The sequence below is a fragment of the Pseudovibrio japonicus genome, assembly GCF_014651595.1.
GTDB classification, from domain to species: Bacteria; Pseudomonadota; Alphaproteobacteria; order Rhizobiales; family Stappiaceae; genus Pseudovibrio; species Pseudovibrio japonicus.
This window is the reverse complement of record NZ_BMXE01000002.1, coordinates 730,921-757,581: the sequence shown is the minus strand read 5'-3', so window position 1 is coordinate 757,581 and position 26,661 is coordinate 730,921. Positions and strand designations below refer to the sequence as shown.

The following is a 26,661-nucleotide window of genomic DNA, read 5'->3' as shown; positions in this document are numbered from 1 at the left end:
GAGCATTAGCACCACAATGCTGCTGAAGCGAGAGGAGACGGTCGGTTGGTGAACTACTGATTCAGGTCACAAAGGGCTCAAACTTCAGGTCGGCCTTATTCAGTTTTCTGCTGATACCGTTCGTTCAAAGAGTAGCCTCGTGTGCATCCTGTTTTTCGTACCATCTCGAATAACAGCAAAGTCCCGCACTCCAGTCTTTCACAGGCTTGCGCCCACTAAGGATGGCAGGGCTTTGGTGTTGTCGTGCGCAATCTCATACGGAGCTCTTTCCGAAAACCAGCCGATACCCTCAGGAGATATGCGGCAAACGGCCAGCCGGTCCCGCAGCCCTCACTCCACCACGCGCAGGTGCTTTTTCTTTTCTAGCACCTTGAGCACGTTTGCCAGATCGTGGCCGCGCTTGAGGATCACGCCGCCTGTGCCAACGACACAATAGGCGCCCTGCTTGCGCGCAAGCTTGGGGTCTTTCTCAATTTTGTAGAGAGGCATTTCGCTGGAGCGGCGGAAGATAGCGAAGATCGCTTTGTCCGTGCCGTGGCCGATGGCGTAATCACGCCACTCACCACTGGCAACCATTCGCCCGTAAAGCCTGAGGATCTGATCGAGTTCCGTTCGATGAAAAGCAATTATCGGTTTCGGGAGGTTCGGTTTTCGTTTAACGGCAGTGCTGTTTGAACCGCCATCAAGAGAGCGAACGCTCCCCGACCCTATTGCAATATCATCCCCTTCACTCATGAAGGCCTCCCTCGTTCTGATCCTGAGGTTGCGCATCTGCCAAAAAGCGAAGGATCGCATTCCGCATCCGCATTTGCATCGAGGCTATCAGCCGGGCACGCAGGGTGAACTAGAGAACCCGCAACGGACACGAAACCATCGATACAGGCATTTTACCACATAATCAGTCCATCCTGCGGCAAAGCCAAAAATAACGCAAGCCAGCCAACTTTTGTAACGTGGCGAATGCCTCCGTCAAAATTAGGAGTACACGCTAAAATTGTCACAGTAGTTTCTCTATTTCGCCGTAATTAGGTCATTGAGGAGCCACGAACCCAAGCGAAATTATCGTTGTTGCCCAAGCAGGTTCGGTTCTACGGAGCTTTGGTGAAGAGCTCACCCCTCCCCCATTTGCCACAGTAACCACGGCGCTGAAGTAGAACCGAACCGCTTCCCCTTACAACTTAACGCTGCGGCAAATTACTGGGTCTTAATCAGTGAGCCCAAGCGACAGCCCACCACCTCCAAGTAGTTTTGGCTGGCTGTTACAATCCCATATTCCGGCCAGAAGTCCGGCAGCATCCCGCGCCAGCTGATTGGCATTTTCGCTGGAACGCGCATCCACATAACCGATATGACAGGTCTTGCCCTGCCCAAGCTGGGTGATCACCAACACTTGCCCGCGATAAAACCCAGCCGCATCGGCTACAGCCTCGCCCGCGATGTCTGCTGGAATATCCGTATACCACCGCACAATGGTCGCCACGGGCGTCCCGTCCTCAAGCACCCACTCGATGGTGGAACCAAGACGATTCCATGGGCTCAGCCCTTGTGTCGCAGCAGTCTCTTCATGCGCAGCCTCGCCAAAGCTGACAAAGAAACGCAAATCATCTTCCGCCACATAAACCGGAATGCCGTTGTATCCCTCACACATCCACACAGCAGCACCCTCCACAAGATCAGGCGTTTCCTGAAGCGCGCAGGTCTCGCTTAGGTCCAGTGAGGAGTAAACACTCTCAGCCAATGCCATGGTGCAAACGAAAATTCCGCAGATGGCAACAATAAGCCGCTGAAAGTTCTTCAACATATAGCACCCTTTTATCCCAGAGTTATTCGCGCGGAATCGTTTGAACTAAATGCTCAACCCAATCAGGCGAAATATATCTTGCAAGACGCCGGTGCCCCTGTAATACAGGCAGCAAATGAAATTGGAGTATACTTAAATGCGTATCGATCGTATTCCCGTCGGTAAAAACCCACCTGAGGACATCAATGTAATTATTGAAGTTCCAGTTGGCGGTGAGCCGATTAAATACGAGATGGAAAAAGAATCCGGCGCAATGTACGTCGATCGCTTCCTCTACACACCTATGCGTTACCCAGGTAACTACGGCTTCGTTCCACACACCCTGTGCGGTGATGGCGACCCAATCGACGTTGTTGTTGTAAACCAGCGCCCAATCGTTCCAGGCGCTGTCATGAGCTGCCGTCCGATCGGCGTTCTGGTCATGGAAGACGAGTCCGGTCAGGATGAGAAAATCATCGCTGTTCCAAGCACCAAGCTGACCCGCCGTTACGAATCCGTACACAACATCGAAGACCTGCCTGAAATCACCATCAAGCAGATCGAGCACTTCTTCGAGCACTACAAAGACCTTGAGCCGAACAAGTGGGTGAAGATCACCGGCATTCACGGCGCAGACGAAGCTAAGCGTCTGATCGTAGAAAGCATCGAGCGCTACAACAAAGAAGAAGCCTAAGCCCTTCTCTCTTTGCTAAAAACAAAAAAGCCCGGAGCTGCGTAGAGCCCCGGGCTTTTTCATGTCTTCATTCTGAAGCTTCAGCTCTTACGCGGAAGCACCAGACCGCACAGCGTCACAAACACCATGCCAGCAGCATAAATCACGTTGAGGCCCGCAAACGACAGGCCAAAGATGCGCAGCTGTGCAACAGAGCAGCTCACAACCTTGGTGGTGGAAAGGCTCTGCAGCATGTTGGATGCTGATCCCAGCTCCATGCTGCCACCAGCCGCACAGTCATTCGGACCCATCCAAAATTCCCACTCAGCACCAGCCTGATAAATACCAACACCGCCGCCATACAGGAATCCGCCGGCCGCAACCAGCAACGCCACGATAGCAACCCAGCGCAGGTTCTCACTGCGCGCAAAAAACCAAGCCAGCAATCCAAGCACCACACCAGCGTAATACGGATTACGCTGAAGCAGACACAACGGACATGGCTGGAAACCGCCAAAGATCTGAAACCCCCAAGCCATCGCAATAGCAACAACGCTTCCAAGTGTCACAAGCACAGCACCAGAGGCGAGCGGGTCTTTCAGAAGCAGAGCGAAAAAGCGTCCTACCATTTCAAGTTAACCTCTCTTGCGCATCCCCCGGCCCCTTTGGCTCTCTCGAAATGCGCATCACCACAAAGATTAAAGCAGCTGCCTTGTTCTCAGAGAAACGCAGCCGCCTTAAAGAAACTTAATTACAGCAAAGCCACCGATCAGCAGCACCATAAACAAAGTGAACATCAACCCCAGCCGCTTTTCGATGAACTCCCGAATGGCTGGTCCGAATAGGTACAGCAATCCGGCAACAACAAAAAACCGGATCCCCCGTGAAATGATGCTCGCTACGATGAACACTGGAAGGTTCAGAGCAAAAACACCACTCGCAATAGTGATTACTTTGTACGGAAACGGCGTCAAACCGGCGATAAACACAAACCACCAGCCCCAGTCAGCAAAGATTTGCGCAAACTGGTCGAACTTGTCCATATAGCCGTAGAACGTGAGGATCGGCTTTGCAACTTCCTCAAACAGCACGGCTCCAATGAGATACCCTAGCAGCCCACCCAGAACGGAAGCCACGGTGCACAGCGCAGCATAAAACCACGCGCGCTGGCGGTTGCTCACACACATCGGGATAAGAAGCAAGTCTGGCGGAAGTGGGAAAACAGAACTCTCGACAAAGGCGACAGCGCCCAGCGCTTGGGGTGCCCGCGGTCCAGCCGCAAGGGAAAGTGTCCAATCATAAAGGCGACGCAGCATACGTTATCGGTGCTCCCAACACATAATCATTCAAACAAAAATTCGGTGCACTTCACAATACGGAAAATCTCAATACCAGCGTCACACCGGACTCCTATGCCAATCATTGTAATTAAACACAAGAACTAGTGAAAAATATGACTTAATGGCCTTTGTTACCCGCAAACGCCTGAAGACTTAACCACAATTGCTGTGGTTAGCTGAATCAAAATATTGACGTCCCACCCTATCTCGATATATTCCGCCCCATACCAACCGTTGCCCCTGTGGCGGAACTGGTAGACGCGTCGGATTCAAAATCCGATTTCTTCGGAAGTGCCAGTTCGAGTCTGGCCAGGGGCACCACTCTTCTTTACCAGAAAATTTCAAACGCCTTTGTCCAACGCCACACGTGCGTGTTTCGTCGAGCGATCACGAAGAGCGTCATCTCCCACAAGTCCAAAAGTCCTGACAGATCCGGACACCGCAGAGCACCCGCACCTTTCGCGCTCTACTTCACTAATTTGAGGCACCCAAGGTGCAGGCCACTCTCACGCCTCGAGTTGAGCTGCTTTCATGGATGGGCGGAACTCCGTCACTGTATAGCGTGCAACAGAATGCTGATGGAACGGATCTTTTGTAAGGAGCTCTTCAAGCATTTCGCGTGTTTCAGCTGTCGCGACAATCACGCCACCTGTTCTTGGGACTTTCGCCCCTGAAGCAATAAACCGCCCAGCATCATAGTTCTCCCGCAGGAATTCCACATGGGCATCCAGCAGTGGCTCAATCTCATCGAAGCTCGCGGTGTAATGAAGGTCAACAATAAAGAAATTCTGATTATTTGGAATGGCAGGCATAGGTCACTCAGCAAATTGATTCCGATTATTTATTGTAGGCCCTCTGATTTTGACACCGGCGAAAAAACACAGCCCCTAAACTAGGCTTTTCTGCCTATCTCACGCCAACGGATGATGCTCTTCCACCAGCTTCTGCAAGCGCTCTTCCAGCACGTGGGTATAGATCTGCGTGGTGGAGATGTCTGCGTGGCCAAGCAGTTGCTGTACCACACGAAGGTCGGCACCGTTCTGCAAAAGGTGGGAAGCAAAGGCGTGGCGCAGAACGTGCGGTGAAACCTTGTTGCGATCAATATCCGCTGCCAGCGCCAGTGCCTTTAGGTCGCGCCCAAACGCCTGCCGCGTAAAGTGTCCACTTTCTCCATGAGAGGGAAACAGCCACACACTATCCGCATACGACCCCATGGCGGCCCGCAACCGCACATACTCAATCATGGCCGTTTGAGACCGTTGAGAGAGCGGAACAGCGCGCTCCTTGCCACCCTTCCCTTTCACGGTAATCAGACGGCTATCCCGAATAGCGGCCGACACCGGCAGTGAAACAAGCTCAGAAACACGCAGACCCGTCGCATACAGCACTTCCAGCAGCGTGTAGATACGCGCAGCTCTGATCTGCTTGGCATCACTGTCATAGGTGGCCTGTGCCAGCTCTTCCGCCTTGCCGATAAGCCGATCCACCTCTTCCTCGCTCAAAACACCCGGCAAAAGAGTAGCCTTACGCGGAGAGGCAACAGTCCGTGTCGGGTCATCATCACGAATGTCTTCGGCATAACAGAACTGATAGAACTGACGCAGAGCAGACAGCCGCCGCGCCTGAGAGGACGCAGCAAAACCTCGGTCCGTCAGATCAGAAAGATAGGCGCGCACATCGCTCACCTGTACAGCAAGCAGGTCCACGCCTTGTGTTGTCAGGAAACTATCAAAATCTTCCAGATCGGTGCGGTAGCTTTCCAACGTATTGAACGCACTGACGCGCTCAACGCTTAGCATTTCAAAAAAGCGTTCTGTCTCAAGAGTTCGACGCATAAAAAGCCTATTCGAAGCCTTCCTTCTGGATTTCGACAATAATTTCGCGTGGCTCTGGCTCAACATAGCTGACAAGCAGATACATACTCAGCACAGCGCAAGTAACGATCAAACCGATAATAGACAGCAATCGCGTCAATGTTGGCATGGCAGAACCCGATGCTCCCCTGTAAAACTGGAACCCTCTTAAGAGGTAGGGTGTAGCAGTATACTTCACAATCAAAAATAGACCGTTTCACTGCGAAGGTTCAACCTAAACACGCCTCGTGGACCGCGTAATTCGCGATATCCTCCAAACCCATGCAAGATGACCCGCACGTTCTATAGAAAAATAGCAGTTAAAGGCGATCAAACACTCTTGGTGTAGAACCTTGACAGAACACCGTATGATGATGTCAAAGCGTTAGGAAGAGTAGATGAATCGGCGAGGGCGTGGCGTGACTGCAAACGACACAAAGTCAGACAAAAAACGTCAACGACAGCAAAACATTTTAATGCGCCTTGGCAATAAGCCGATTGTCCTTGTTGGCATTATGGGGTGTGGCAAATCCACGGTAGGTCGCCGTTTGGCACAATATCTCTCTCTCAACTTTGTTGATGCAGACGCAGAGATTGAAAAAGCGGCAGACCGTTCTATCTCGGAAATATTCGCTGAACATGGCGAAAGTTATTTCCGTCAGGGCGAAAAACGTGTCATCGCACGTCTTCTGGATGAAGGCCCGCAGATATTGGCAACCGGCGGCGGTGCGTTCATAAACAGTGAAACCCGTGCCCGCATCAAGGAGAAGGGCGTCTCCGTCTGGATGAAGGCAGAACTGCCTGTCATCATGACCCGCGTGCGCAAGCGCCCCACACGGCCATTGCTGCAAACGGCAGATCCTGAAGCAACTATGAAAAAGCTGATGGATGAGCGTTACCCGATCTATGAAGAAGCCGACATGACAATTTGGTCGCATGATGTAACCCATGAAGCGGTCATGGAAGAAATCCTGATCGCTCTGGAAAAAGGACTACCGCCTCTGACGGATGAGGCATCGGAAAATAACGAGGTTGGAAAGTGACAGAAGTAAATAACGCCACAGTCGTCAATGTCGATCTGGGCGACCGTAGCTATCCAATCCTCATTGGCCGTAACCTTTTAGAGCGCGCTGGCGAGGAAGTCTCCAGCCGCCTTCCCGGTTCCAAAACAGTCATCATCACCGATGAGACCGTCAAGAAACTCCACCTGAAAACGCTGGAAGACAGCTTCCAGTCCGCAGGTGTCGAGTACAGTACCCTTGTTGTCCCTGCTGGTGAAAAGACCAAACGCTTCGAAATCTTCGAGCGCCTCTGCGATGATATCCTCGCCCTGCGCCTTGAGCGCGGCGACGCTGTAGTGGCTTTGGGCGGCGGCGTTGTCGGCGACCTCTCCGGCTTTGTCTCCGGTGTTGTTCGTCGTGGCATGAAGTTCGTTCAGATCCCGACCACCTTGCTTGCGCAGGTCGACAGTTCCGTCGGCGGTAAAACCGGCATCAACTCCCGCCATGGCAAAAACCTTCTCGGCGTCTTCCATCAACCGGCTCTGGTTCTGGCAGACACATCCGTTCTGGACACCCTCAGCCCGCGCGACTTCCGCGCCGGCTATGCAGAAGTTGCCAAATACGGCCTGATCAACGACCCCGAGTTCTTCGAGTGGCTGGAAAGCAACTGGCAAGGCATCTTCGAAGGTGGACCAGAACGCGAACAGGCAGTCGCACACTCCTGCCGCGCCAAAGCAGCCGTTGTTGCAGCCGATGAGCTGGAATCCGGCAACCGCGCCCTGCTCAATCTCGGCCACACCTTCGGCCACTCGCTGGAAGGTGCCGTTGCTTATGAGACCGAGCGACTGGTCCACGGCGAAGGCGTATCCATCGGTATGGTGCTGGCCCACGAGTTCTCAGAGGAACTGGGTCTATGCCCGGCAGAAGACACCAAAAGGGTCATTGCCCATCTGGAAGCCGTCGGCCTGCCAACGCGTATTGACCAAATTCCGGGGCAGTTACCTCCAATTGATACTTTTATGGACTTAATTGCGCAGGACAAAAAAGTAAGTCGCGGTCAGCTCACTTTTATCCTTACAAAAGGCATCGGCACTTCCTATGTCGATAAAACCGTAAGCGCGGAACCTCTTCGCGCGTTTCTTAAGGAGAAACTCGACAAATGACGGACTACGCTTTTTGGGCTTCCGTTGTCGCTATTGCAATTTTGCTTGTCCTATCGGGCTTTTTTTCCGGGTCGGAAACGGCCCTGACAGCAGCATCACGCGCGCGCATGCATGCGCTGGTCAAGTCCGGGAATAATCGAGCGTCTATTGTCGCAAGACTGATCGAGTTCAGAGAGCGCCTCATCGGTGCCCTGCTGCTCGGCAACAACCTTGTCAATATTCTGGCCTCTGCACTGGCCACCTCTTTGTTCCTGAAGCTCTTCGGAGAAGCAGGCGTCGTCTACGCAACACTGGTCATGACCCTGTTGGTTCTGATCTTCTCTGAAGTGCTGCCAAAAACATGGGCAATCGCGAACGCGGAAAAGTTCGCACTCAGCGTTGCACCCGTTGTCCGCGTGCTGGTGGTTCTCTTCGGTCCGATCGTTGCTGCCATCGAGGTGATTGTGCGCCTCGTCCTGCGCATTTTCGGCATCCGCATTGACGAGTCCACCGCTGTTCTGTCAGCCCACGAAGAGCTGCGCGGCACACTGGACCTTCAGCACTTGGAAGGTGGCCTGATCAAAGCGGACAAAGACCGCATCGGCGGCCTGCTGGATTTGGCGGAGCTGGAAGTCTCCGACGTCATGGTCCACCGCACCAAGCTGTTCGCGCTGAATGCAGACCTGCCACCGGAAGAGCTGGTGGAAGAAGTGCTGGCAAGCCCGTTCACCCGTATCCCGCTGTGGCGTGATGATCCGGACAACATGGTCGGCCTGCTTCACGCCAAAGATGTTCTGCGCGCCATCGCGACCATCAAAGGCGATCTGGAGCAATTCGAGCTGGCAAAGGTCATGAGCCCACTCTGGTTCATTCCGGACACCACAAGCCTCCAGAACCAGTTGAATGCCTTCCTCAAGCGCAAGACCCACTTCGCACTCGTGGTAGACGAGTACGGCGAAGTAATGGGCCTTGTCACACTGGAAGACATTCTGGAAGAAATCGTTGGCGAGATCGCAGACGAACACGACATCGAACTGCCGGGCCTCAAGCCTCAGGCAGACGGCTCCGTGATTGTAGAGGGCTCCGTTCCGATTCGAGACCTCAACAGAGCGACCGACTGGAACCTGCCGGACGACGAAGCAACCACCATCGCAGGTCTCGTCATCCACGAAGCGAAGATGATCCCGGAAGAGCGTCAGATCTTCACCTTCCATGGATTCCGCTTCACGGTCCTGAGCAGGGAGAAAAACCGCATCACGCGTTTGCGCATGATGGCACTCCCATCACTCAAGGACCGAAAAAACTAAGCATATTAAAATGGGCCCTCCGGGGCCCATTTCCTGTTCCACATGCACCCAAAAGAACGCAAAAAACACGAAAAGCGCTCAAATCAACGCACAAAACAACGCAAACGGGTAAAACGCGAGTGTCTGCAACGTGATAGCCATTTGCCGCATTGATTTTTGCTGCCAATGCGCCGATTATTCTCCGAAGCGTATTTCCGAAAGGTGATCATCAGTTTCGGGTTAGGATACACGCAGAGTTAACAATCAACTGTGAGATTTGGCTTCAATTGCAAGCGCATGAACGCCGTTGGCGATCTCTTCGGCCACACACTCGTTCACTGCGCGATGCATAGCGACGCGAGACATACCCTCAAAGGCTGTGGATATGATCTTGATCCGGAAGTGGGTTTCTCCCCCTTCACGCCAGCCTCCATGGCCACGGTGACTCTCGGATTCGTCGGTGACTTCAAGAAGCTGCGGCTTAAACGCGGCTTCCAATTTGGTAATCATGATATCTCTTGTACTCATGTTTTCTGTATCTCTCACGAAGGAAACCGTCGTCAAGGCCTTGCCTAACAGGGTCACTTTTTTCTATTTATGTCGGCTACCTGCTTTAAAGCAGGTGCTGTTCCAATCGCAAGGCAACTGAAAACCGAAAAATGAAGCAAACTTCCTCCATTTTCGACAGTATTCGCGTTAAACCAAAAAAAGATCGCACTCAGAATGCCAAGGGCCCGAAGTGCGATTGGGACGGTTGCGACCAACCTGGTACCCACAAAGCACCAAAAGGTCGTGATCGTGAAGGCGAATACTTTCACTTTTGCGTAGACCACGTAAAGGCCTACAACAAATCATATAATTACTTTTCTGGAATGGATGACGACAGCGTCCGCGACTACCAGCGCGATAGCATGACCGGACACCGTCCAACCTGGAAGATGGGTGTCAACTCCAAAGCCGACGCAGCCAACGCCCGCGATGGCAGCCGCACCAACATCGGCGGAGAAAACATCAATGACCCGCATGACTTCCTCGGCGGAGCCGCCGGAGGCCGCCATCAGCCGGAAGAGCCACAGCGCAAAGTTCTCGCACTTGAGAAAAGGTCATTTGAAACATTGAACCTTCGCGTAACTGCCCGTGGCGCCGAGATAAAAACCCGTTATAAAGAGCTGGTAAAGATTCATCACCCTGACGCGAATGGTGGCGACCGCTCTTCGGAAGACCGCCTGCGCGAGATTATTCAGGCCTACAACGTACTCAAGAAGTCTGGTTACTGCTAAGGTCATCCGTTCGGCTAGTTTCCAGATCTCTCTCGAATTTCTAGATTTGCATTACCCCGATTTCGACGTGGGGCCGCGGAGGAAAAATGATAGACACCATGCAGACCGCTCAATCCCTGCCGACCGAAACAATTTCTGTACGTGAAGTATTTGGAATCGACAGCGACTTGGAAGTTCAGGCATTTGCTGAACCAAACGAACATGTCCCTGACATCGACCCGGATTATCTCTTTGATCGTGCCACCACGCTCGCAATCCTTGCAGGTTTTGCAAAGAACCGCCGCGTGATGGTCTCTGGCTACCACGGTACTGGTAAATCAACCCACATCGAGCAAGTCGCTGCCCGCCTCAACTGGCCTTGTGTGCGCGTAAACCTCGACAGCCACATTTCCCGTATCGATCTGGTTGGCAAGGACGCCATCGTGATCAAAGACGGTCACACCGTCACCGAATTCAAAGATGGCATCTTGCCTTGGGCCCTGCAAAACAACGTCGCACTTGTGTTCGACGAATACGACGCAGGCCGTCCGGACGTAATGTTCGTGATCCAGCGCGTGCTCGAGGTTTCCGGTCGTTTGACCCTCCTCGATCAGAACCGCGTGATCAACCCGCACCCGTCCTTCCGCCTGTTCGCAACAGCCAACACAGTTGGTCTTGGCGACACCTCCGGCCTCTACCACGGCACGCAGCAGATCAACCAGGGCCAGATGGACCGTTGGTCTATCGTAACCACGCTGAACTATCTGCCGCACGACAATGAAGTCGAGATCGTTCTCGCCAAGTCTCCGCACTACAACGGCGCTGAAGGCCGCTCCATCGTCTCCAAAATGGTTCGCGTTGCCGACATGACCCGTAGCGCGTTCATGAACGGCGAGCTCTCCACCGTGATGAGCCCCCGTACAGTGATCACATGGTCAGAGAACGCTGAAATCTTTGGCGATATCGGCTTCGCCTTCCGCCTGACTTTCCTGAACAAGTGTGACGATACCGAGCAAGCGCTGGTCTCCGAGTTCTATCAGCGCTGTTTCGGGGAAGACCTTCCTGAATCCGCGGCAAACATCGTCATGAGTTAAGGGGAGTTACATGGCAGGTACCAGCAACTCCTCAGCCAAGAACAAACCTGCCAGCCAGCCATTCAAGCAAGCGATGGGCTCTACAGTAAGAGCCATCGCGGGCGAGCCTGAGCTGGAGGTTGTTTTTTCGCCGGATAAACCGGGAATGACCAGCGGGCGCGTACGCCTGCCGGAACCCTCCCGCACGATGACAAAGGATGAAGTCGCCGTTACCCGCGGTTTGGGCGACTCCATGGCGCTACGCCTTGCCTGTCATGATCCCGCAGTTCACACCAAGCATATTCCTCAGGGCGAAAACGCACGCGCCATCTTCAACGCAGTTGAACAAGCCCGCGTCGAAGCCCTTGGGGCTGTCCGTATGCCCGGCGCTGGCGACAACATCGACGCCATGCTTGAAGATCGCTACTTCAAAGGCAACTTTGCTGAGGTCACCGCCAAAGACGAAGCACCGATGCAGGACGCCATCGCTCTGCTCGTCCGCGAACGCTTGACGGGCCGCAAAGTCCCTAAAAGTGCACAGCGTATGGTGGATCTGTGGCGGCCGTTCGTTGAAGAAAAAGCGGACCATGATCTGAACAAACTCATCACCCGCATGGATGACCAGACCGCATTTGCCAAGCAGATGCGGGATCTTCTCACGTCTCTCGACATGGCTGATGAGCTGGGTGAAGAGCCGGAAGACGACGAGAACAACGACGAAAACCAGCAGGACCAGGACGACCGCTCTGACACCTCCGGCGACATGCAGGAAGATCAGGGCGATCAGGAAGGCGCTCCTGAAGAGATGGAGCTCACCGGCGAAGAGCAGGAAAGCGGTGAAACCGAAGGCGCCGACAGCGAGATGCAGGACCTTTCCGAAGAGGATATGTCCGATCAGGCTGAAGAGCCGGGCGAACAGGAACGCCGGGAACACCCGTTCACCAACCAGCCCTCAGCCGATGCCTACCGCATCTTCACGCAAGCCTTCGACGAGATTATCGCAGCAGAAGACCTGTGCGATCAGGAAGAACTGGACCGCCTCCGTGGCTTCCTCGACAAACAGCTGGCTTCCCTGTCTGGCGCGGTTTCCCGCCTTGCCAACCGCTTGCAGCGTAAGCTGATGGCGCAGCAAAGCCGGTCCTGGGATTTTGATCTGGAAGAAGGCATCATCGACAGTGCCCGCCTTCACCGCGTGGTCATTGATCCATTGCAACCGCTTGCGTTCAAATGGGAAAACGACACCGAGTTCCGCGATACCGTTGTAACACTGGTGATCGACAACTCCGGCTCCATGCGTGGTCGCCCGATCACCGTTGCAGCCACCTGCGCAGATATTCTGGCCCGCACGCTGGAACGCTGCGGCGTGAAGGTAGAAATCCTCGGCTTCACCACCAAAGCGTGGAAAGGCGGCCAATCCCGCGAAGCGTGGCTTAAGGATGGTAAGCCGTCCAATCCGGGCCGTCTGAACGATCTGCGCCACATCATCTACAAGTCCGCAGATGCCCCTTGGCGCCGCGCCAAGCGCAATCTCGGCCTGATGATGCGCGAAGGTCTGCTAAAGGAAAACATCGACGGCGAAGCACTGGACTGGGCACACAAGCGCTTGCTCGGACGCCCGGAACGTCGCCGGATCCTGATGATGATTTCAGACGGCGCACCGGTAGATGACTGCACACTTTCAGTGAATCCGGGCAACTATCTGGAAAAGCACCTGCGCAGTGTGATCGCAGAGATCGAAAACAGATCTCCGGTCGAGTTGATCGCAATCGGTATCGGCCACGATGTGACCCGCTACTACAAACGTGCAGTGACAATCGTGGACGCCGAGGAACTGGCTGGTGCCATGACAGATCAGCTTGCTGATTTGTTTGACGAAAACAGCGGTCAGGATCCCGGCAAACATCGCGGACGCCGATGAAGTTAACACGACGCAATTTGCTAACAGGAGGAGCAGCGGTAGCAGCAACAACTGCAGTCGCTGCTTCTTTGCCTTTTAGCGAAAGCGAAGCGCAGCAGAGCGGCTTCCAGCCAATGAGCGTGCGTTCCAAACAGATTGACCACTTCAAATTCTCCAGCGCCCAATCAGAGCAATACGGCCCTCTCCTGTTTCTGGGTGGCCTTGAGCTGAGCAGCTCGAGCCGTCAGTTCGGCGGCTACTCAGGTCTGTTGACACTCAACAGCGGCACGAACATCATTGCGGTCTCCGATCGCGGCCGATGGCTGCGGGGCAAGCTCTCACAATCAAGCCGTGGAAAGCCTCTAAAGCTGCTGGAGACTGAAACAGCTCCACTACTGGGCAGCAATGGCAAAACACTCAAACGCACGTCCAAAGCCGACACAGAAGCTTTGAGCATAGGCGACACAACCAGCGGCCCGCGCATCTTCGTCAGTCACGAAGGAAAAGGCGGCATCATGACGTATCCGCTTCCTCTGGCAACAGGCGAAGAGCGTGCAAAACACCTCCTGATCCCCAAAGAGATCAGAGGTTTGGCAACGAACAAAAGTCTTGAATCCGTCGCAGTTGCACCGCCCGGCTCCCCTCTTTCTGGCGCAATCATAACAATTGCCGAACGCGGGCAGTCACTGGACCACAACAGACCAGCATGGATCATTGGCGGCCCCAAGGCAGGCAAGTTCTGGATTAAGAGGCAAGGCAACTTCGACATCACGGACGCTGCCTTCCTGCCCAATGGCGACCTTTTGATACTGGAGCGCTTGTTTAACCTCGCAGAAGGCCTTGGCATGCGCATCAGGCAGCTGGATGGCACAAACCTGAGACCAGACCACCTTCACACCGGAAAGACGCTCCTGACCGCTGACTTCAGCTATCAGATTGATAATATGGAAGCTCTGAGTGTGCACCAGAACGCATTTGGAGAAACCGTTCTCTCTCTCATGTCAGACAACAACCAGTCTTTCCTGCAACGCACCGTATTGTTGCGCTTTGTCCTGACAGATAACGATCCCTTCAGAGAGCCCTTTGTACGCGCTCCCAAAGAAGTAAAGCTCGTTCCCGCTCCCAAAGCAAAGCCCAAATAACCGAGCTTATTGCAGCAAACATTTCATTGGAAAGCAAAAAAGGCACCGAACCCAAGTCCGATGCCTTTCGAAAATTCTTATCAAGCAAACAGCTTATCCGCGCTGAGGAACAGGTACCGCGCCGATGACCCCCAAAGCGATGCGGTACGGCACAAGCATGCTCATCGCGACGATGATTTTAACACCGAAGTCACCCATTGCCCAGGAAACCCAACGAGGAACTTCCAAAGCAAACACGCCAAACAAAGGCGCAACCTCTACCGCAAACGCATCGTGATAACCCAAAAACGCGAACTGTGTTGCAAAAGCAAGGCTAAAGAACAGAGCGGTATCGAGCATGGTACCGAGCGTGGAAGAAACGACAGGCGCCTTCCACCAATGACCTTCACGAAGACGGTGGAACACAGTCACGTCAAGCAACTGGGCGATCAGGAATGCACTTCCTGAAGCAATTGCAATACGTGGTGTTGCCAGAACGATAGACAGAGCAACAGCAACAGCAAAACCAGCGTACACAACCTTGCGTGCAGCAGCAGGACCAAACTGTCGGTTAATCAAATCAGTTACAAGGAATGCCACCGGATAGGTGAATGCACCCCAAGTAAGCAGGTCTGCCAGATCAACAGCCCCGAGCATCCCCTGAACAGGAAATTGAACGAGGTAATTCGATGCCACGACCACTGCGGTCATTGCCATAATGGCAAAAGCCAATGGTCGGGCAGTATTCGACTTATTCACGCTCAATCCCTTTCAAGAAAGATGTGATTAAGCAGCTGCCTGGCGACGCTTGATTTCGGTGCGCAGCAGGCGTGCTTTTGGAGAAAGCTCAGCTTCTACTGCTTTCAACAAGAATGCATCCAGACCACCACGGTGCTCAACAGAGCGCAGTGCGTGTGCGGAGATACGCAGTTTGTAGGTTTCGCCGAGAGTATCGCTCAACAGGGAAACGTTGCAGAGGTTTGGCAAGAACCGACGACGGCTCCTGTTTTTTGCGTGAGACACGTTGTTGCCGGTCATCACGTCTTTACCGGTAAGTTCGCAGCGGCGTGCCATGAGGGTCACCCTTTATAATTTGTAGGCGCCCTCATTTCCGGGCGCATTCTGTTTAAACCGGCAGGTCGCGGACGCCATAGTCACGCGGAACCACCTCCGGCCTGTACGGAAAAGTTGGCTTGCTATAATTAGTACAGCAGAATTCGTCAAGGCTTTGCTGCCTATTTGCTTGTTCGAAGCCCATATTTCAATCAAAACTTCAACAAACTCACATCTCTTAACCACCGTGTTACCTTGTTTCAGTAGTTTCATATTTCAACGAGTTTGATTTTTTGTTCAGTTTCCTGAGTTCTCAGGCTGGCAGGCGCCAAGGTCTGCGGCTGCGGAGGTACAGTATCGTGCGAGTAACTTTTTCAAAGATTTGCAATTCCCTCGGCAAATCATGTGTAATGGCCATCGCAGCGCTCTCATTTGGCACACTATCCACAGCTGCACTGGGGAAAACAGAACGCCTCGGCGGCATCTACAATATTTCTTATGCGGGCTTCACCGTGGGAAAGGGATCGTTCTCTCTCATCCTGCGTGACAATGCTTATTCCGCAAAAGTCGGCATGGAACCTGCGGGCATTGGCACCCTCTTCTCCACAGGCAAGGGCGGCGCGCAGGCAACCGGGTGGATGAAGGGAACGAAAGTTCTGCCAAGCACCTACACCATGGCCTCTCGCGCCTCCAACCGCAACTTCTACGTCAGCCTCGGTCAGGGCTCCGGCCACGTCCGCACCACTCAGGTCACCCCGAAGTACAAGCCCTCCAAGACCCGCATCAAGGTGACAGGCGAACACAAACTCAACGCGATGGATCCGTTAAGTGCAGCAATTGTCAGCGCACCGTCCAGCGCCAAAGTTCTTGACCCGTCAGTCTGTGATCGCAAGCTGCCAATCTACGATGGCTGGGCACGCTTCAACATCAATATGAAGTTCAAGGAAGTACGCGAAGTGTCCAGCAACGGATACAATGGCCCGGTCATTGTTTGCTCGGCACGCTGGGAGCCAATTGCCGGGCACCGTCCTGAAAGAAGGGCTGTCCAGTATCTGGCCAAAAACGCGAAGATTGAAACCTGGCTGGCACCAATCGGTGACACGAACCTACTCATTCCATACAAGGTATCAATTCCCACAGCGACTGGCACACTTGTTCTGAAAGCCCAACAGCTCAACTTGCCGCAAACGTCAGCTTCACCCAAGAAAACGGCTTCTCGGTAGGATTTGCACTTCTAATCCCAAGTCTTCTTGTTTCAAGGGGGGCTGACGCCCACATTTGTGATGCAAAGCCTTGACAGATGCCCCAGCTGTCGCCAGTGTCGCGCCAAAATTATAGCGCGGTTCAACGCCTTTTTAATCGGCGGCTCAAGCCCGCTGATCGTTACGAGTGAATATCCAATATGCGCAGTTACCTCGAATTCGAAAAACCAGTTGCTGACCTTGAAGGAAAAGTACAGGAATTGAAGATCCTGGCTGAAGGTGGGGAAGCGGTTGATGTGGAAGACGAGATTGCCCGTCTTCAGGAAAAAGCCGATCAGGCACTCAGCGACGTCTATTCTCGCTTAACGCCGTGGCAAAAAACTCTGGTCGCCCGCCACCCTGACCGTCCACATGCACTAGACTACATCAATACTCTGGTTACAGATTTCACCCCACTTGCAGGTGATCGCAAATTCTCCGAGGATCACGCGATTATTGCAGGCTTTGGTCGTTTCCGTGGGCAGTCTGTTGCCATCCTGGGTCAGGAAAAAGGCAACGACACCGAAAGCCGCCTGAAGCACAACTTCGGCATGGCCCGTCCGGAAGGTTACCGCAAGGCCGTCCGCATCATGGAATTGGCAGACCGCTTCAACATTCCTGTTGTCTCCTTCGTAGACACTGCAGGTGCATATCCTGGCATCGGCGCTGAAGAGCGCGGTCAGGCAGAAGCAATCGCCCGTTCCACTGACATGTGCCTCGGCCTTGGCGTTCCAAACATCTCCATCATCATTGGTGAAGGCGGCTCCGGTGGTGCAATCGCCATTGCCACCACAAACCACGTGGCCATGCTGGAACACTCCATCTATTCTGTGATCTCTCCGGAAGCAGGCGCATCCATTCTGTGGCGCGACAGCACCCGCGCACAGGATGCGGCGACCAACATGAAGATTACGGCTGAAGATCTCTCCGGCTTCCGCGTCATTGATGAGATCATCAAAGAACCAATCGGCGGCGCACACCGTGCAAAAGAGATCGTGATTGACCGCGCTGGAACCAGCATTGAAAACGCTTTGGGCAAGTTTGCTGGCCAGTCTGCGGACGACCTCAAAAAGCAGCGCCGCGAGAAGTTCCTACGCATAGGTCGTGAACTTTCCTGATTCGACCTACGATTTGTTGTGGGTATCTACTAAACTTTTTATAAAAGGCATCAGATATACGTCTGGTGCCTTTTTTGTTTGAACCAATCAAACATGGGAGAAAGTGCACCTTGGGGAATATGCCTCAATCTCAAAATCTATGATCTGTGGTAAGATTCGGTCAACCTTAACCCAGATAGTCTAAGTGTAGAGTCGAGATTGGGGTTCGGGCAAACTAGCCCCAGCAGGGTAGGTCACACACATGATTAAAGTGTTTCAGGGAGAGACAGGCAAAAACGTAAAGCGCGCTGCCGCGCTCGCGCTGGCATTAACGCTAGCTGCTTGTCAGGGAACAGAGTTTGGCTCTGAGAAACACCAGAAACCCGTCAGCAAAAGCCTGACCAACCGGATGAAGGCCAAAGATATGGAGCTCAAGTCTCCAATCATGGTCCGCCTATTCAAGCAGGAGTCCGAATTGGAAGTCTGGAAGCAGACCCAATCCGGCGAATACGCACTGCTGGAAACCTATGATATCTGTAAATGGTCTGGCAAACTCGGTCCAAAGATCAAAGAGGGCGATCGACAGGCCCCTGAAGGCTTTTACGAAGTCACACCGGGCCTGATGAACCCGTTCTCCTCCTACTACCTGTCATTCAACCTCGGCTTCCCGAACAAGTTTGACCGTGCCCACGACCGTACTGGCTCAAACCTGATGGTTCACGGCGCGTGTTCTTCTGCCGGCTGCTACGCCATGACGGACAAACAGATTGCAGACATCTACGCCCTTGGCCGCGACAGCTTCCTCGGCGGCCAGAGAAAGTTCCAGGTCCAGGCCTTCCCGTTCCGCATGACTGCAAGAAACATGGCGATCAACGCAAACTCAGAACATTATGAATTCTGGCGCATGCTGAAGCGTGGCTACGACCACTTTGAAGTCACCAAACGTCCGCCATCCATTGAAGTTTGCGAAAAAGAATATGTCTTCAACGCAAAGGCAGACAAAAAAGGTGCCAAATTCAACGCACGCGGCGCTTGTCCGGCATATTCAGTGCCCAAGCACATCGCTGTCGCAGTGGCAAACAAACAAGCCAGAGATGAGCAGGAAACCGCTAAAATCCAGATCGCCATGGAAACCAGCAAACGCCGCAAGGAAAAGATCGCATCCTTCTTTGGCGGCACCTCCACAACTGAAGTTGCAAACGCAACGGCTGTAAACGTAGAGGCTGCGAAAACGCTTGCACTAGCAGCGGAAAAACCTGCTCCTGCCAAGAAAAAGGCATCAGAGACGGACCGCGCATTCGGCTACTTTACCTCTCTGTTCTCCAACAACCGCGTTGGCGATGAACCAAAGGTCGTCGCAGAGGTAACAGATCCGTATCCGGCAGCCCCTGCCCCACGCATCAAACCGCAATAAGCGCTTCAGAACTTCGCCTGACTTAGCAGATCGATTTACATGAGGATCGGCAAGTCAGGCTAGGCCCAGATTGCCATGCGCAGCCCGCGTTCATCGCGTCCATAATCTGAAGGGAATGGCTTCGCTTGCCCGTGGAACAACCGCTCCGCAATCACCGCATTCACAGCCGCGTCCATCAGATCATCCCGAGCAGCGCCCTTGGGCGGCTTCTGGTCCAGAAAGCTCTTCGCATAATCAAACTGCACAAGCAGGTCCCGCCGTGCATCTAGTCCTGGCGGATAGCTGGCCCCTTTAACTTTCTTCGGAACTGCAATGGGTTCCTGCCCGTTCAAACGCCAGAACGCGACCTCAGGGTGAACCTCAAACACCCGCTCTTCCAGCTCAGGTGTCATGAGCTGATCAATCTCACGAATTTTCGGGAAGATGTGAAACGCCTGCTTGGAGACTTTCTTCGCTGGCGTCGAATGGGCCAGCGCAGCAGAGCAAGCCTCGCGGTAATCCTCGCAATAAATCGCTGCACGAGCGGGAATGGAAAACACCGTAGATTGCCGCATACCCAGAAGTGGCCGCACTGCCTTCTCTGGCCCGCGACCTGCCTGACCAATGTGCTCAGGCAACCCAATAGGCATATCGACAGCAATCTTGCTGGGCACATGCTTAGAGTCCAACAGATCTGCAAAACGAGAGAAGATCTGTACTTCAGATGCCCGTTCTGAGCCGATCCAGCGGAAGACAGCAATCCAACCTGCCCGACAGCCATCAACACCAGCAACACAAACTGGTGTCGTTGTAGCTGTCTCATGCACGCTCGGGCGCCTCAACCACGCGGCGGGTATTCACAAGCGCCATAGGTTGGATCAGTGAATCCTGATGTTCCGCATAAAGCAGGTCGTCAGAGCCGACTTTGACAGAACGCGCCACCAGCTCAAACGTTGAAGCCGTTGCTTTTTTCAGCGCATCCTCATCACTCTGCCCGCTAAGGCAACGAGCCAGATACAACGCTGACAACAGATCACCAGTGCCATGTGGCGCGCCCTGAACCTCGGCGTGCTCAATAGCAAGACTGCCACGAGGACCAACTAGCAGATTGGAGATCGAATTACGCCGGATCGCAGGCGACGACGTCACAATCGTGCGCTCCACTCCAAGCGTACGAGCCGCCGCAACAGCTTCATTTTCCATATCCGTTCCAAAACCACTCAGCCACGCCAGCTCAAAACGGTTTGGCGTACTTACATCAGCAAGCGGCAGCAACTGGTCACGAATAGCTTCCGCAATCGGTTCGGCAACGTAAAGGCCGCCCTTGTCACCAATCACTGGGTCACAAAGATAAACAGCATCCTTATTGCGGGATTTTACGGCTTCAACGATCTTCACCACATCAGAGATCTGAGCCACATTCGCCATATAGCCAGACAGAACACCCTTCACATTGCTCAGGCCGTCACTGGCACAGATCTGCTCAACGATATGCTTGAAGGCTTCGTCATTGGCGGAGATGCGCTCACCACGGCCCTGCCCCGGATGCCATGGCAAAAGGATCGTGGGCAGCATCCAGACATTGAAGCCCATGCGTTCCAGCGCAAACACCATGCTGCGCATACCAACGCACCCACTGACGACTTGTGATGAAATCACCAGAACCGAAGGCTTTTCCTTCGGTGCATTATCTCTGATTTTGTGTTCAACTTTTTTGACAAAACGCTCCAGCGACATCTACGAAATCTCGTGTTCAGAAGAAACACCCGTACCATAGCGCTTCTCAATATAATCAAGAACCATTGCCTTAAATTCATCTGCAATGTTCGGCCCGCGCAGCGTAACAGTTTTCTCCCCATCAACAAACACAGGAGCAGCCGGCGTTTCGCCCGTACCCGGCAAAGAAATACCAATATCAGCGTGCTTGGACTCACCTGGCCCATTCACAATACAGCCCATAACCGCCACGTTGAGCTCTTCAACACCCGGATACTGTTCCCGCCACTTTGGCATACTCTCACGAATATGCTCTTGAATATCCTGTGCCAATTCCTGAAAGACCGTAGAGGTCGTACGTCCGCAACCCGGACATGCCGCCACAATCGGCACAAAACTACGGAAACCCATGGTCTGCAACAGCTCCTGAGAAACCTGAACCTCGCGGGTTCGATCTCCGCCCGGCTCTGGCGTCAGCGAGATACGAATTGTATCGCCGATGCCCTGCTGCAGCAAAATACCCATGGAAGCAGAAGAGGCCACAATACCCTTTGTGCCCATGCCAGCTTCAGTCAGACCGAGGTGAAGTGCATAATCACAACGCTGTGCAAGATCCGTGTAAACGGAAATCAGATCCTGAACCTGAGAGACTTTCGCAGACAGAATAATCTTGTCGCGGCCAAGGCCCAGCTCTTCAGCACGCTGCGCAGACAGCAAACCAGACTGGCAGATTGCTTCGCGCATCACTTCTTGAGCTGTCAGCGGCGAGCCTTCCTGCTGGTTTTTGTCCATTAAATGAGTCAGCAACTCCTGATCAAGTGAACCCCAGTTCACCCCAATGCGTACAGGCTTGTCGTACTTCATGGCCATTTCAATGATCTGGCCGAACTGCTTGTCTTTCTTGGTCTTGAAGCCAACATTGCCCGGATTGATCCGGTACTTATCAAGGGCTTCAGCGCAGGCAGGATGATCCGCCAGCAGCTTATGCCCGATGTAGTGAAAGTCACCCACCAACGGAACATTGACACCAATACGTGACAGACGCTCTTTGATGCGCGGAACAGCTGCAGCAGCCTCATCGCGATCAACAGTGATACGCACCAGCTCTGACCCGGCACGCGCCAGAGCAGAAACCTGCGCAACCGTAGAATCCACGTCAGCGGTATCAGTATTCGTCATGGACTGGACAACAACAGGCGCTTGACCGCCAACAACAACCCCACCAACATCTACAGCCACAGAACGACGGCGCGGAAACGGGGAAGAAATATAGGTTTGGTTCTTGTCTGTCATGATCATTCCACTGGGATAAATCTTTAGCCAAGCAAGTGCAGCATGCAGCCCGCCCTGTCAACTTTTTTGGAGCAAATTCAATTCAGTTTGATGTCATCCTTAGCACCATCATCCCCCCAAGATTTCACAGTAAACGTCTCTGCCGAATGATGCTAGGTCCACATCCTTGTCAGGAATCCAAGAAAGCCGGAGAGCTCCGCCGCGGCGCACCCATTTCTAACCTTCTATTAAGGACAAAAGACAGATTCGCAGTCACTTCTTACCTTTTTGCACTGCACGCTAAACAACTATGCTTTTTGCTAATGCAACCAGACTAAAAAGTGGCGCAAGCTCTTATCAGCTCATTTTCTATACACATGGTCAGGAGACTCGAAATGCTCGCAGGTAAAACCGCCGTAATCACTGGCTCCACATCAGGCATCGGCCTGGGCTACGCGCGCGCGTTGGCCGAGCAAGGTGCCAACATCATGATCAACGGGTTCGGCGATGCGGATGCCATTGAAAAAGAGCGCAAAGGAATCGAGACCGATTTTGGCGTAAAATGCATTTACTCTCCTGCCGACATGACCAAGCCCGACGAAATCCACGCCATGATCCATACTGCGGCAAACACCTTTGGCTCGGTCGATATTCTTGTCAACAACGCAGGTATTCAACACGTTGAAGCCATTGAGCACTTCCCGGTCGAAAAATGGGATGCCATCATCGCCATCAACCTGTCTTCCGCATTCCATACAATCCGCACCGCCGTGCCTTACATGCGCAAAGCAGGCTGGGGCCGCATTATCAACACCGCATCCGCGCACGCACTGGTCGCTTCTCCATTCAAGGCTGCCTACGTATCCGCAAAACACGGCATCGCAGGCCTGACCAAAACCGTGGCTCTGGAAACGGCTGAAAACAACATCACCGTGAACGCGATATGCCCAGGCTACGTCTGGACACCTCTCGTTGAAAAGCAAATCCCGGACACCATGAAAGCCCGTAATATGACCGAGGAGCAGGTGAAAAAGGACGTGCTTCTTGAAGCCCAGCCCACCAAAGAGTTTGTGACCATCGAGCAGGTTGCTGGCCTCGCCGTCTTCCTGTGCACCGATACTGCAGCCTCAATCACAGGCAGCTTGCTGCCAATGGATGGCGGCTGGACAGCTCAATAACCAATCCACGATTTCCCAGTAGTTCTAATCTGGCGACCCATGGAGGTCCATATGGCAACGCCCCGGAAGACTGCAAAGAAAGAACGAAAGAAAATCAATCTTGCCCTACAGGGAGGCGGAGCACATGGCGCCTTCACCTGGGGCGTTCTGGACTGGATGCTGGAGAACGAAGAATGGGAGATCGTCGGTATCTCAGGCACCAGCGCTGGCGCGATGAATGCCGTTGTTATGGCTGACGGCCTCGTTGAAGGCGGTCAGGAAGGCGCCCGCAAAGCGCTGGCCCGTTTCTGGAAATCAGTCAGCGCAGCTGGGGAGACCAGCCCCTTCCAACGTAATCCACTCGATGTATTCATGGGCAACTGGAGCCTTGATAACTCCCCCATGTACCTGGCATGGGATCTCGCCTCGCGCATTGTCTCGCCCTATCAGCTCAACCCAATGAACTATAACCCCTTGCGTGATCTGGTTGATCAGCAGATCGATTTCGAGCGCGTGCGCAGCTGTAAGCAAATGGATGTCTACGTTGCTGCTACCAATGTGCGCACAGGCAAAATCAAGGTCTTTTCAAACGAAGAACTCAGTCTGGATGCCATAATGGCTTCATCCTGCCTGCCACACATGTATCAAGCGGTCGAAATTGGCGACGAAGCGTATTGGGACGGCGGCTTTATGGGAAATCCACCCCTATTTCCGCTCTTCAGCAGCGGCGGTCACACCGATGTCCTGCTTATTCAGGTCAATCCAGTAGAAAGAAACGAGCTGCCTCATACTGCCCAGGAAATCTCGGAACGGCTGAACGAGATAACCTTCAACTCCACCCTACTTCGAGAACTCCGCGCGATCGACTTCGTCACCCGCCTCATTCAGGAAGGCCGGCTCGATTCTGACAGATACACACGCGTTTACATGCACCGGATCGAAGCAACAAAAGACCTTTCACCATTTGGAGCATCCTCAAAACTAAATCCACAATGGGAGTTTATTGAACTGCTCCACGACATCGGTAGGCAAGCGGCCAAGAAGTGGGCCACCGAAAACTACGAGAGTATCGGAAAACGCAGCACTCTCGACCTCGGCCACGAATTTAACTAAGCGTGAAGGCGAGGATTAACACTCTCAAACCGCATTGCAAATTGCGACGCAGCACAAGTAAGCAGCCTGTTAAGTTAACCCGCATTTCGCCAGGAGACGCTGCAGCCATACCAGATGTTGTGCTCTGATTTTTCGAGAAAACTGGCACACCTTTTGCTTTTAAATAAGCAGCTGATATCAAGGTAGTGCGTAATCAGCTTTCGAGGATATAGAGGGTTTTTGAGCGTTCTTTCAAAGCCCTCTTTTTCTTTGCGCTATGCATGCAGCTCGCAAGGCCCCCACTCAGAAAGAAATTCTGTTTTATCCCTAAAAATCTCTTCCGAAAAAATCAGCGTGCCAACCTTTTGGCAAGATTTTAGCGTTAGGAAAGACACGCTGATTGTTGAGTTATGCGTATTCAGCGCTACAGCGGAAGAGGCAGGCGTTTGCGACCCGACTTGCTTCTTCCGCTCACAAGCCTTCAAACACATCTCATAGCCCTTGATTTAGTTTGGCCCCCTGCACTCGCAAGGGTACCGGGCCTTATACGACCCGTATCACACCACGTTCAGATTTACACATAAGGCGTGTTCACTATTTAACAATTACAATCTTTGCGTTCGACGGTCCATTTGCCTGAATCAAACTGAACAATCTCTTGGCATTCTTCGGGTGCAGTCGCACACACCCATGGGAGGCAGGCGCTCCCAAACGCTTGATCGCATCCGTTCCATGAATGGCATAGCCCTTATAGAAAAATACGGAGTAAGGCATCGGTGCGCCGTTGTATTTCCTAGAGAAATACCGCTTATGCATCCGCGTCGGGCGAAAGCTCCCCACAGGCGTCCTGTAACCTTTTCGGGCAGTAGAAACGGACCACGAATGGCGTACCTTGCCGTTTACGAAAATGTGCATGGTCTGTTCTGAAAGATCAATCTTGGCCAACACCTTAGTGGAGTGCGCCTTGGCCGGAACCATGAGCAACAAGAAAATAAAAATAAGTCCTGATATAGTAATTACTGTACGCATACTGACCCCCTCACATAACGCAGTACGTCCTGTGAACTATCACGGGCCTTACCTTTAGTCTGTCACCTAGTTATTCTAAGGACATTATTAACAATCACATAGAGGTGATACTTAAAGAATCAGGTAACACATCTCTCAATACGAGCTCAGGAAACACAAATTATTTACAAAAACACGCACAGAACTTCACTTCAAACGTTGCTTTACATATCTCTTTCTTATTGAAAACGCGTAGCTCTCTCAGACATCAAAAAAAAGCCCGGAAACCAACCCGGGCTTTGTTCACCAAAATTGTCAGCAGATTTGGCTGCCCTAAAACATATCCCAAGAGAACCGATAGGTCGCACCAACACCGAAAGACCACATATTGTCGTTCTGTGTGACAGGGCTGTCTTCTGCATCACCAACCAATCGGTCATACCCACCTTGCAGATGCAAACCAATCGTGTCGGTGAGCCCATAACTCACCCGCGCGATCGCACCAACGCTCTTGAAGCCTGCTTGTGCCTTGAATGGCCCTGTTGGCGTACCGGCAGGAATACTGAAATACGTATTCATGTAAGAACTATCTGCTGCATCAACACGCGGCCCAAACACAAATACCAGACGATCGGTAACCTCGGTGATCACGTCAACCCCTGCTCGGCCGACGATTCCATGGTGTCCGTGAAAGCCATGACGAGCTTCAATAAATGCACGGAACCAATCCCGACGGAAACCGGCGCCGGCCCCAATCTCCCCCGCCCATGGCACGCGGCGCGTATCCGCAAGTGATCTCCCATCCGTGGGCTTACGCTCGCCTATAAAACCAAAAGACGGAAAGACGTAGAAACCTTGCGTCGCCCCCTCCTTTGTCTGCCCAATACCCGGAACATAGAAACGTGAGAAAGCGACCAACGGCAACGGGTAGATAATGTATCTAGACGCACCGTCGTATCTGGGATTTACGAATCCCGCCACGCCAAGATCAACAACGTACCTCTTACCCTGCTGATCTTCGGTCAGGTCAATAGGCGTAAAGGAGTCTTCTGCCAGTGCGTGACTGGAGACAGAGGCAAGCGCTAAGCCTGCAAGGATACGAAGAGAGGCGGTCATATAGGTGCAGCCCTAATCGGAATAAGCGAGTTGCTACCTATGATATACGTTTTCGCACCATTTGCAGACCTGTAGTTTCAAGAGTTTTCTA

General features: G+C 53.0%; 28 protein-coding genes and 1 tRNA gene. 14 read left to right on the top strand and 15 right to left on the bottom strand.

Going from position 1 to position 26,661, the window contains the following annotated elements:
• Window positions 1–330: 330 nt before the first annotated feature.
• Complete coding sequence (locus IE076_RS08310; RefSeq protein WP_209008940.1) at window positions 331–735, bottom strand: DUF2794 domain-containing protein; 405 nt, start codon at window positions 733–735, stop codon at window positions 331–333.
• Window positions 736–1,204: 469 nt separating this feature from the next.
• On the bottom strand, window positions 1,205–1,801 hold the full coding sequence (locus tag IE076_RS08305; protein WP_189436277.1) for a hypothetical protein: 597 nt from the start codon (window positions 1,799–1,801) through the stop codon (window positions 1,205–1,207).
• A gap of 136 nt (window positions 1,802–1,937) precedes the next feature.
• Between IE076_RS08305 and ppa the strand changes: the two genes are divergently transcribed.
• The gene (gene ppa, locus IE076_RS08300; protein WP_189436276.1) at window positions 1,938–2,474 is read left to right on the top strand and encodes an inorganic diphosphatase; all 537 of its coding nucleotides are present in this window, start codon (window positions 1,938–1,940) and stop codon (window positions 2,472–2,474) included.
• A gap of 80 nt (window positions 2,475–2,554) precedes the next feature.
• On the opposite strand, the gene IE076_RS08295 is transcribed toward ppa, so the two are convergent.
• Both IE076_RS08295 and IE076_RS08290 read right to left on the bottom strand, forming a co-directional pair.
• Window positions 2,555–3,082: a disulfide bond formation protein B gene (locus IE076_RS08295; protein ID WP_189436275.1), complete on the bottom strand. Its 528-nt coding sequence runs from the start codon at window positions 3,080–3,082 to the stop codon at window positions 2,555–2,557.
• Window positions 3,083–3,190: 108 nt separating this feature from the next.
• Complete coding sequence (locus IE076_RS08290) at window positions 3,191–3,769, bottom strand: YqaA family protein (protein WP_189436274.1); 579 nt, start codon at window positions 3,767–3,769, stop codon at window positions 3,191–3,193.
• Between the two features lie 260 nt (window positions 3,770–4,029).
• Here IE076_RS08290 and IE076_RS08285 point away from each other — a divergent pair.
• Window positions 4,030–4,114: transfer RNA gene (locus IE076_RS08285), tRNA-Leu, on the top strand.
• A gap of 185 nt (window positions 4,115–4,299) precedes the next feature.
• Here IE076_RS08285 and IE076_RS08280 read toward each other — a convergent pair.
• The 3 genes from IE076_RS08280 to IE076_RS08270 all read right to left on the bottom strand — a co-directional run bounded on the left by IE076_RS08280 (window position 4,300) and on the right by IE076_RS08270 (window position 5,776).
• Complete coding sequence (locus IE076_RS08280) at window positions 4,300–4,605, bottom strand: YciI family protein (protein ID WP_189436273.1); 306 nt, start codon at window positions 4,603–4,605, stop codon at window positions 4,300–4,302.
• A 99-nt stretch (window positions 4,606–4,704) separates the two neighbouring features.
• On the bottom strand, window positions 4,705–5,628 hold the full coding sequence (locus IE076_RS08275) for a site-specific tyrosine recombinase XerD (protein WP_189436272.1): 924 nt from the start codon (window positions 5,626–5,628) through the stop codon (window positions 4,705–4,707).
• Between the two features lie 7 nt (window positions 5,629–5,635).
• The gene (locus IE076_RS08270; protein ID WP_189436271.1) at window positions 5,636–5,776 is read right to left on the bottom strand and encodes a hypothetical protein; all 141 of its coding nucleotides are present in this window, start codon (window positions 5,774–5,776) and stop codon (window positions 5,636–5,638) included.
• Window positions 5,777–6,044: 268 nt separating this feature from the next.
• Here IE076_RS08270 and IE076_RS08265 point away from each other — a divergent pair, with 268 nt between their 5' ends.
• From IE076_RS08265 to IE076_RS08255, 3 genes are read left to right on the top strand one after another with little or no spacing between them, the layout of a single operon-like run.
• A complete protein-coding gene (locus IE076_RS08265) occupies window positions 6,045–6,689 on the top strand; it encodes a shikimate kinase (protein ID WP_189436270.1) in 645 nt (214 codons plus the stop codon).
• Window positions 6,686–7,810, top strand: coding sequence for a 3-dehydroquinate synthase (gene aroB, locus IE076_RS08260; RefSeq protein WP_189436269.1), 1,125 nt, complete (start codon window positions 6,686–6,688; stop codon window positions 7,808–7,810). Before IE076_RS08265 ends, aroB begins: the two co-directional genes overlap by 4 nt.
• Window positions 7,807–9,096, top strand: a complete 1,290-nt coding sequence (locus IE076_RS08255) for an HlyC/CorC family transporter (protein ID WP_189436268.1) — start codon at window positions 7,807–7,809, stop codon at window positions 9,094–9,096. Before aroB ends, IE076_RS08255 begins: the two co-directional genes overlap by 4 nt.
• A gap of 243 nt (window positions 9,097–9,339) precedes the next feature.
• Here IE076_RS08255 and IE076_RS08250 read toward each other — a convergent pair whose 3' ends face one another.
• Window positions 9,340–9,603, bottom strand: coding sequence for a BolA family protein (locus IE076_RS08250; RefSeq protein WP_189436267.1), 264 nt, complete (start codon window positions 9,601–9,603; stop codon window positions 9,340–9,342).
• Between the two features lie 131 nt (window positions 9,604–9,734).
• On the opposite strand from IE076_RS08250, the gene IE076_RS08245 reads away from it, so the two are divergent.
• The 4 genes from IE076_RS08245 to IE076_RS08230 all read left to right on the top strand — a co-directional run bounded on the left by IE076_RS08245 (window position 9,735) and on the right by IE076_RS08230 (window position 14,446).
• Window positions 9,735–10,355, top strand: coding sequence for a J domain-containing protein (locus tag IE076_RS08245; RefSeq protein ID WP_189436266.1), 621 nt, complete (start codon window positions 9,735–9,737; stop codon window positions 10,353–10,355).
• Between the two features lie 86 nt (window positions 10,356–10,441).
• Window positions 10,442–11,428, top strand: a complete 987-nt coding sequence (gene cobS, locus IE076_RS08240; RefSeq protein WP_189436265.1) for a cobaltochelatase subunit CobS — start codon at window positions 10,442–10,444, stop codon at window positions 11,426–11,428.
• 10 nt (window positions 11,429–11,438) lie between these two features.
• On the top strand, window positions 11,439–13,325 hold the full coding sequence (gene cobT / locus IE076_RS08235) for a cobaltochelatase subunit CobT (RefSeq protein WP_189436264.1): 1,887 nt from the start codon (window positions 11,439–11,441) through the stop codon (window positions 13,323–13,325).
• On the top strand, window positions 13,322–14,446 hold the full coding sequence (locus tag IE076_RS08230; RefSeq protein WP_189436263.1) for an esterase-like activity of phytase family protein: 1,125 nt from the start codon (window positions 13,322–13,324) through the stop codon (window positions 14,444–14,446). Before cobT ends, IE076_RS08230 begins: the two co-directional genes overlap by 4 nt.
• Before the next feature lie 93 nt (window positions 14,447–14,539).
• Here the strand turns inward: IE076_RS08230 and IE076_RS08225 are convergent, their stop codons facing one another.
• Together IE076_RS08225 and rpmB are read right to left on the bottom strand one after the other, a co-directional pair.
• Window positions 14,540–15,142 (bottom strand): queuosine precursor transporter, encoded by a 603-nt coding sequence (locus tag IE076_RS08225; RefSeq protein WP_189436379.1) that lies wholly within the window; start codon window positions 15,140–15,142, stop codon window positions 14,540–14,542.
• Between the two features lie 69 nt (window positions 15,143–15,211).
• A complete protein-coding gene (gene rpmB, locus IE076_RS08220) occupies window positions 15,212–15,499 on the bottom strand; it encodes a 50S ribosomal protein L28 (RefSeq protein ID WP_054662871.1) in 288 nt (95 codons plus the stop codon).
• Window positions 15,500–15,888: 389 nt separating this feature from the next.
• On the opposite strand from rpmB, the gene IE076_RS08215 reads away from it, so the two are divergent.
• The 3 genes from IE076_RS08215 (at window position 15,889) to IE076_RS08205 (ending at window position 19,230) form a co-directional block, all read left to right on the top strand.
• Window positions 15,889–16,701 carry a DUF3108 domain-containing protein gene (locus IE076_RS08215; RefSeq protein ID WP_189436262.1) on the top strand — a complete coding sequence of 271 codons (813 nt, stop codon included), beginning with the start codon at window positions 15,889–15,891 and terminating at the stop codon, window positions 16,699–16,701.
• A 179-nt stretch (window positions 16,702–16,880) separates the two neighbouring features.
• Complete coding sequence (locus IE076_RS08210) at window positions 16,881–17,837, top strand: acetyl-CoA carboxylase carboxyltransferase subunit alpha (protein WP_189436261.1); 957 nt, start codon at window positions 16,881–16,883, stop codon at window positions 17,835–17,837.
• Window positions 17,838–18,078: 241 nt separating this feature from the next.
• Window positions 18,079–19,230: a L,D-transpeptidase family protein gene (locus IE076_RS08205; protein WP_189436260.1), complete on the top strand. Its 1,152-nt coding sequence runs from the start codon at window positions 18,079–18,081 to the stop codon at window positions 19,228–19,230.
• A 59-nt stretch (window positions 19,231–19,289) separates the two neighbouring features.
• On the opposite strand, the gene IE076_RS08200 is transcribed toward IE076_RS08205, so the two are convergent.
• From IE076_RS08200 to ispG, 3 genes are read right to left on the bottom strand one after another with little or no spacing between them, the layout of a single operon-like run.
• Complete coding sequence (locus IE076_RS08200) at window positions 19,290–20,036, bottom strand: DUF429 domain-containing protein (protein ID WP_189436259.1); 747 nt, start codon at window positions 20,034–20,036, stop codon at window positions 19,290–19,292.
• Window positions 20,029–20,946, bottom strand: coding sequence for a pyridoxal kinase (pdxY, locus tag IE076_RS08195; protein WP_189436258.1), 918 nt, complete (start codon window positions 20,944–20,946; stop codon window positions 20,029–20,031). Before pdxY ends, IE076_RS08200 begins: the two co-directional genes overlap by 8 nt.
• Window positions 20,947–22,224, bottom strand: coding sequence for a flavodoxin-dependent (E)-4-hydroxy-3-methylbut-2-enyl-diphosphate synthase (ispG, locus tag IE076_RS08190; protein WP_371871473.1), 1,278 nt, complete (start codon window positions 22,222–22,224; stop codon window positions 20,947–20,949).
• 368 nt (window positions 22,225–22,592) lie between these two features.
• Between ispG and IE076_RS08185 the strand changes: the two genes are divergently transcribed.
• Together IE076_RS08185 and IE076_RS08180 are read left to right on the top strand one after the other, a co-directional pair.
• On the top strand, window positions 22,593–23,375 hold the full coding sequence (locus tag IE076_RS08185; RefSeq protein WP_189436256.1) for a 3-hydroxybutyrate dehydrogenase: 783 nt from the start codon (window positions 22,593–22,595) through the stop codon (window positions 23,373–23,375).
• A gap of 51 nt (window positions 23,376–23,426) precedes the next feature.
• Window positions 23,427–24,467: a patatin-like phospholipase family protein gene (locus IE076_RS08180; protein ID WP_189436255.1), complete on the top strand. Its 1,041-nt coding sequence runs from the start codon at window positions 23,427–23,429 to the stop codon at window positions 24,465–24,467.
• A 573-nt stretch (window positions 24,468–25,040) separates the two neighbouring features.
• On the opposite strand, the gene IE076_RS08175 is transcribed toward IE076_RS08180, so the two are convergent.
• Window positions 25,041–25,475 (bottom strand): L,D-transpeptidase, encoded by a 435-nt coding sequence (locus IE076_RS08175; RefSeq protein ID WP_189436254.1) that lies wholly within the window; start codon window positions 25,473–25,475, stop codon window positions 25,041–25,043.
• Between the two features lie 312 nt (window positions 25,476–25,787).
• Window positions 25,788–26,570, bottom strand: a complete 783-nt coding sequence (locus IE076_RS08170; protein WP_189436253.1) for a MipA/OmpV family protein — start codon at window positions 26,568–26,570, stop codon at window positions 25,788–25,790.
• Window positions 26,571–26,661: the final 91 nt, after the last annotated feature.

Excerpts from the sequence above, each read along its gene's own strand:
- rpmB (WP_054662871.1), bottom strand. The coding sequence starts at position 15,499 with ATGGCACGCCGCTGCGAACTTACCGGTAAAGACGTGATGACCGGCAAC.
- IE076_RS08215 (WP_189436262.1), top strand. The coding sequence starts at position 15,889 with ATGGCCATCGCAGCGCTCTCATTTGGCACACTATCCACAGCTGCACTG.
- IE076_RS08185 (WP_189436256.1), top strand. The coding sequence starts at position 22,593 with ATGCTCGCAGGTAAAACCGCCGTAATCACTGGCTCCACATCAGGCATC.
- IE076_RS08250 (WP_189436267.1), bottom strand. The coding sequence starts at position 9,603 with ATGAGTACAAGAGATATCATGATTACCAAATTGGAAGCCGCGTTTAAG.
- IE076_RS08225 (WP_189436379.1), bottom strand. The coding sequence starts at position 15,142 with ATGGCAATGACCGCAGTGGTCGTGGCATCGAATTACCTCGTTCAATTT.
- IE076_RS08290 (WP_189436274.1), bottom strand. The coding sequence starts at position 3,769 with ATGCTGCGTCGCCTTTATGATTGGACACTTTCCCTTGCGGCTGGACCG.
- IE076_RS08205 (WP_189436260.1), top strand. The coding sequence starts at position 18,079 with ATGATTAAAGTGTTTCAGGGAGAGACAGGCAAAAACGTAAAGCGCGCT.
- ppa (WP_189436276.1), top strand. The coding sequence starts at position 1,938 with ATGCGTATCGATCGTATTCCCGTCGGTAAAAACCCACCTGAGGACATC.
- IE076_RS08295 (WP_189436275.1), bottom strand. The coding sequence starts at position 3,082 with ATGGTAGGACGCTTTTTCGCTCTGCTTCTGAAAGACCCGCTCGCCTCT.
- ispG (WP_371871473.1), bottom strand. The coding sequence starts at position 22,224 with ATGATCATGACAGACAAGAACCAAACCTATATTTCTTCCCCGTTTCCG.
- cobS (WP_189436265.1), top strand. The coding sequence starts at position 10,442 with ATGATAGACACCATGCAGACCGCTCAATCCCTGCCGACCGAAACAATT.
- IE076_RS08170 (WP_189436253.1), bottom strand. The coding sequence starts at position 26,570 with ATGACCGCCTCTCTTCGTATCCTTGCAGGCTTAGCGCTTGCCTCTGTC.
- pdxY (WP_189436258.1), bottom strand. The coding sequence starts at position 20,946 with ATGTCGCTGGAGCGTTTTGTCAAAAAAGTTGAACACAAAATCAGAGAT.
- IE076_RS08180 (WP_189436255.1), top strand. The coding sequence starts at position 23,427 with ATGGCAACGCCCCGGAAGACTGCAAAGAAAGAACGAAAGAAAATCAAT.
- IE076_RS08275 (WP_189436272.1), bottom strand. The coding sequence starts at position 5,628 with ATGCGTCGAACTCTTGAGACAGAACGCTTTTTTGAAATGCTAAGCGTT.
- IE076_RS08210 (WP_189436261.1), top strand. The coding sequence starts at position 16,881 with ATGCGCAGTTACCTCGAATTCGAAAAACCAGTTGCTGACCTTGAAGGA.
- IE076_RS08270 (WP_189436271.1), bottom strand. The coding sequence starts at position 5,776 with ATGCCAACATTGACGCGATTGCTGTCTATTATCGGTTTGATCGTTACT.
- IE076_RS08310 (WP_209008940.1), bottom strand. The coding sequence starts at position 735 with ATGAGTGAAGGGGATGATATTGCAATAGGGTCGGGGAGCGTTCGCTCT.
- IE076_RS08255 (WP_189436268.1), top strand. The coding sequence starts at position 7,807 with ATGACGGACTACGCTTTTTGGGCTTCCGTTGTCGCTATTGCAATTTTG.
- IE076_RS08305 (WP_189436277.1), bottom strand. The coding sequence starts at position 1,801 with ATGTTGAAGAACTTTCAGCGGCTTATTGTTGCCATCTGCGGAATTTTC.
- IE076_RS08245 (WP_189436266.1), top strand. The coding sequence starts at position 9,735 with ATGAAGCAAACTTCCTCCATTTTCGACAGTATTCGCGTTAAACCAAAA.
- IE076_RS08280 (WP_189436273.1), bottom strand. The coding sequence starts at position 4,605 with ATGCCTGCCATTCCAAATAATCAGAATTTCTTTATTGTTGACCTTCAT.
- cobT (WP_189436264.1), top strand. The coding sequence starts at position 11,439 with ATGGCAGGTACCAGCAACTCCTCAGCCAAGAACAAACCTGCCAGCCAG.
- IE076_RS08265 (WP_189436270.1), top strand. The coding sequence starts at position 6,045 with ATGAATCGGCGAGGGCGTGGCGTGACTGCAAACGACACAAAGTCAGAC.
- IE076_RS08175 (WP_189436254.1), bottom strand. The coding sequence starts at position 25,475 with ATGCGTACAGTAATTACTATATCAGGACTTATTTTTATTTTCTTGTTG.
- IE076_RS08230 (WP_189436263.1), top strand. The coding sequence starts at position 13,322 with ATGAAGTTAACACGACGCAATTTGCTAACAGGAGGAGCAGCGGTAGCA.